Genomic DNA, 3,005 nt, shown 5'->3' with positions numbered 1-3,005 from the left:
CCATAGATATTCCGATTAATACCACGCGGTAAGATATTTTCAATGCGTAACCCCTAAATAATTGCCCTAATTGTGTGGCTATTTACAGAATAAAGTCTATATTTGCGATAAGGTCGCTAATACTGTATCAACCCAGTAGGCAGATTAGCTTTTTGAAGGAGGATAAACATAATATTAACATATAACATTAGGAAATTAGTATGAACATCTCACACATTGAGCATCTAGGGATTGCTGTAAAGAGCATCGAAGAGCACCGTCCTTATTACGAAAACGTACTAGGCTGGAAGTGCTACAACATCGAAGAGGTTGCCGACCAAAAGGTGAAGACTGCCTTCTTCAAGGTAGGTAACTCCGAGACCAAGATAGAGCTACTAGAGCCTACCAGCCCTGATAGCACCATCGCTAAGTTTATCGAGAAGCGTGGTGAGGGTATCCACCACATCGCTTACTGCGTAGATGATACCGACAAGGCACTCCAAGAGGCCAAGGAGAAGGGCGTTACACTGATCGACCAGCAAGCTCGCCGTGGTGCAGAGGGTCTGATGATCGGCTTCGCACACCCCAAGTCTACTGGTAAGGTGCTAACCGAGTTTTGCTGCCACCCAGAGGAGAAGTAACAAGCGGTAGCTACAGAGAAGAATAAATCACATAGAAGTATTAGATATGAGTACTCAAGTAGATAAATTACAGCAGCTGATCGAGATGCGTCAGAAGGCACGTCTCGGTGGTGGCGAAGCAAGAATCGAAAAGCAGCACGCCAAGGGCAAGATGACCGCCCGCGAGCGAATTGACCAGCTACTCGATAAGGGAAGCTTTGAGGAGATAGATATGTTTGTGGAGCTCCGCTCTACCAACTTCGGCATGGACAAGAAGAAAGTCCTCGGCGATGGTGTAGTTACAGGTTGCGGTACCATTGACGGCCGTCTCGTTTATGTCTTTGCACAAGACTTTACAGCCATTGCAGGCTCACTAGGTGAGATGCACGCTGCCAAGATCTGCAAGATCCAGGATATGGCGATGCGTGTAGGTGCTCCAGTGATCGGCATCAACGATTCAGGAGGTGCCCGTATCCAAGAGGGCGTCAATGCCCTTTCGGGATATGCCGAGATCTTCGAGCGCAATATCCTTGCTAGCGGTGTAGTACCACAGATCTCAGCTATCTTCGGTCCATGTGCTGGAGGTGCCGTTTATTCACCAGCCCTTACCGACTTCATCATCATGGTAGAGGGTGCTTCTTATATGTTCCTTACCGGACCAAAGGTAGTGAAGACCGTTACCCACGAAGATGTAACCCAAGAGGAGCTAGGTGGTGCATCAGTTCACGCCTCTAAGAGTGGTGTAGCACAGTTCGCCGTAGCTACCGAGCTAGAGGGTATCGACCTCATCAAGAAGTTGATTAGCTTTATCCCCTCCAACAATATGGAGACCGCACCGCTTGTAGAGTGCACCGATCCTATCGATCGTATGGAGGACGTTCTCAATGATATTATCCCTGATAACCCCAATAAGGCTTACGATATGTACGAGGTACTGGGAGCTATCGTAGATAATAGAGAGTTCCTAGAGGTACACAAAGACTTCGCCGATAACATCATCTGCGGATTCGCACGTATGGGCGGTATGAGCGTAGGTATCGTAGCCAACCAACCAAAGAGCAAGGCTGGTTCACTCGACGTGAACGCCTCTCGTAAGGCAGCCCGCTTCGTACGCTTCTGCGACGCCTTCAATATTCCACTCGTTACCCTCGTAGACGTTCCTGGATTCCTACCAGGTACCGGTCAGGAGTACAACGCAGTGATCACCCACGGTGCTAAGCTACTTTATGCATTTGGTGAGGCCACTGTGCCAAAGGTTACCTGCATCCTACGTAAGGCGTACGGTGGTGCCTACATCGTGATGAGCTCTAAGCACCTACGTGGCGATATCAACTACGCTTGGCCAACAGCCGAGATCGCAGTGATGGGCCCAAGCGGTGCCGTAGAGGTGGTATTTGCTAAGGAGGTGAAAGAGGCTGAGGATCCAGCAGCTAAGGCTATTGAGATGGAGGCAGAGTATCGCAAGGCCTTTGCCAATCCATACAATGCAGCTTCTTACGGCTATATTGACGACGTCATTGAGCCACGCAACACCCGCTTCCGCATCATTCGTGCCCTCAAGCAATTGCAGAATAAGAAGCTCACCCTTCCTGCTAAGAAGCACGATAACATCCCACTATAAGAAGTTTCACCAGAAAAGAGGAAAAGATTATGAATATCAAACTTCCCTCCTCGCAGGACGTGTACGCAGCGATTGCTTTGGCACTCCATGAGACACTTGGGACACCGCACGATAGAGAGAGCAATATCATCACTATCGACGATGCAAAGCTTCGCAATTCAGCATGGGCATCAAAGGAGCTGACCATGCGTCAGCTACCAGAGAGACGATAAGCCCAATAGCGTCGTGAGTAAAGAGAATACGAGAATAGACAGACAAATAATATGAAGACATTTGACTATACCATAAATGGCGTGAAGTACCATGTAGACGTGGTAAGCATCAAAGAGGATAAAGCCGAGGTGAGAGTAAATGGCAATAGCTACGAGGTAGAGCTAGATAGAGCCTTCGACATAGACCAAGAGGCATGGGCAGCAGCTACCCCAAAGGCAGCCGCACCAAAAGCTACTCCAGTAGCACCAAAGGCCGAGGAGCCAGCTCCCGCAGCAGAGGCACCAAAGGCAGCTCCTGCAGCTGGTGGCAAGGCATCAGGTGCACCTATCAAGTCTCCACTTCCAGGCGTCATCATAGACATCCTAGTGAGTGTAGGTGCTAGCGTCAAGAAGGGCCAAAAGATCATGGTGCTCGAGGCGATGAAGATGGAGAATGAGATCAAAGCCGACCGCGATGGTGTCATCAGCTCTATCCAAATCAATAAGGGCGATACCGTACAAGATGGCGATACACTCGTAACCATCGAGTAATCCAATAGCCATATCATTAACCATGCGGGGCGAGCAATCCAC

Annotated in this window: 4 protein-coding genes; all 4 read left to right on the top strand. The window is 49.2% G+C overall.

What is annotated here, in order from left to right:
- Nucleotides 1-200: 200 nt before the first annotated feature.
- Genes mce through QVO39_RS00365 form a run of 4 tightly spaced genes read left to right on the top strand, consistent with a single transcriptional unit; the run spans nucleotide 201 to nucleotide 2,963 of the window.
- A complete protein-coding gene (gene mce / locus QVO39_RS00380) occupies nucleotides 201-620 on the top strand; it encodes a methylmalonyl-CoA epimerase (RefSeq protein WP_018029302.1) in 420 nt (139 codons plus the stop codon).
- 46 nt (nucleotides 621-666) lie between these two features.
- Nucleotides 667-2,220, top strand: coding sequence for an acyl-CoA carboxylase subunit beta (locus QVO39_RS00375; RefSeq protein WP_021902531.1), 1,554 nt, complete (start codon nucleotides 667-669; stop codon nucleotides 2,218-2,220).
- A gap of 29 nt (nucleotides 2,221-2,249) precedes the next feature.
- Nucleotides 2,250-2,432 carry a hypothetical protein gene (locus tag QVO39_RS00370; RefSeq protein WP_021902530.1) on the top strand — a complete coding sequence of 61 codons (183 nt, stop codon included), beginning with the start codon at nucleotides 2,250-2,252 and terminating at the stop codon, nucleotides 2,430-2,432.
- A 51-nt stretch (nucleotides 2,433-2,483) separates the two neighbouring features.
- Nucleotides 2,484-2,963 (top strand): acyl-CoA carboxylase biotin carboxyl carrier protein subunit, encoded by a 480-nt coding sequence (locus tag QVO39_RS00365; protein WP_018029299.1) that lies wholly within the window; start codon nucleotides 2,484-2,486, stop codon nucleotides 2,961-2,963.
- Nucleotides 2,964-3,005: the final 42 nt, after the last annotated feature.

Origin of the sequence: Porphyromonas sp. CAG:1061, assembly GCF_000435035.1 — a bacterium.
Classification (GTDB): domain Bacteria; phylum Bacteroidota; class Bacteroidia; order Bacteroidales; family Porphyromonadaceae; genus Porphyromonas_A; species Porphyromonas_A somerae.
Note: the sequence above shows the minus strand (reverse complement) of the source record. Positions and strands in the feature narration are given on the sequence as shown.